This is a genomic window from Delftia sp. K82, from assembly GCF_002193035.1.
Taxonomy (GTDB): domain Bacteria; phylum Pseudomonadota; class Gammaproteobacteria; order Burkholderiales; family Burkholderiaceae_C; genus Comamonas; species Comamonas acidovorans.
On the sequence record NZ_MYFL01000001.1, the window covers coordinates 2,711,795 to 2,712,931 of the forward strand.

Annotated in this window: 1 pseudogene; it reads right to left on the minus strand. The window is 40.9% G+C overall.

Annotation, left to right across the window (positions count from 1 at the left end):
- Positions 1-619: 619 nt before the first annotated feature.
- A pseudogene (locus KDK82_RS32035) lies at positions 620-1,137 on the minus strand (hypothetical protein); the annotation flags it as partial.

A 1,137-nucleotide genomic window follows, 5' to 3' on the forward strand; every position in this document is an offset into this window, starting at 1 on the left:
ACGTTGTTGGCCTGCAGTTGGGTCTTGGCCTGTTCCAGCCGGTTTTTGAGGTCATCGAGCTGCCGGGCGTGGATGCCGTCTGCGCTGAGTCCTATGGCGGCGGCCTGCCATACCACATGGCTAGCATCGGGTTTGATACCCATTAAACTCTTCCAGATTGAATCCGTAGAAGCATAGATAAAGAAAATAGAGTAAAGTAAAATACAGAATCTCTTATTACATGATTATCAAGAAATTCAATAATTTCAAAGAAAATCCATGGTCTTTTTTTGCAATCAAAAATATTGAAAATAGTAAACACAAAATGCCAACAAAAATCAAATAAACAGATCCAATACCAAAAGAATTCTCAAAAAATATAACTGAAAAAATTAAAATAAAAATAAATGAATAATATTTAACTCCGTCAATCTTAGATAGAAACAAAAACATTAGCATATAAGAAAAAACAATGATCACTTCAAGAAAGCCTCCAGCCGGAATGAGAATTGTCACCACAGATGAAATCAATAGCGTGAGGAAAATTAATCTACTGTAAATTGAACCTCCCACCCAATAAACAGCAAGCATATAAGACATAGTAGAAAATATAGCAATAATCGAAATTTCCTTATGCATTTCACGCCCCATTCAAGCATTTTGCAGCAGGATCTGCAGCGGCGAAGGTGCCAACCAACCAAGAGAACCATTGAAGCACTTTCGGTAAATTCATAGCCAGAATACTAAATGCAGCAGCAAAACCAGACAGAAAACATGGTGAAGAATCCCAGGCTTCCGAAAGTGCCGTATACGTAATCATTAAAACCAAAGAAAACAGCACAATAGAAAGTACAAACAACATCAACAATCCAAGACCAAAACTTGCAGCCATCAATGCGGCAAATACTTTTGCCATCAATAAAAAACTTGTGATGAAAAGTGCTCCCAAACCAAGGCCAACAATAAAGTCAAATAATCCTCCTCCATTTGCTCCACCCTCTATTGTGTACCCTCCAGCCCCTGTCGCCGGATCAATGCTAGTAAACCCAGCCCCCCTCCACCCACTCTCCACAATCGGCGCTTGGTGAATCGTCACCTCCATCCCTGAATCCAAGGCCCGCTGCACACGCCTCCTGGTATCCACACTGTGCGCACCCA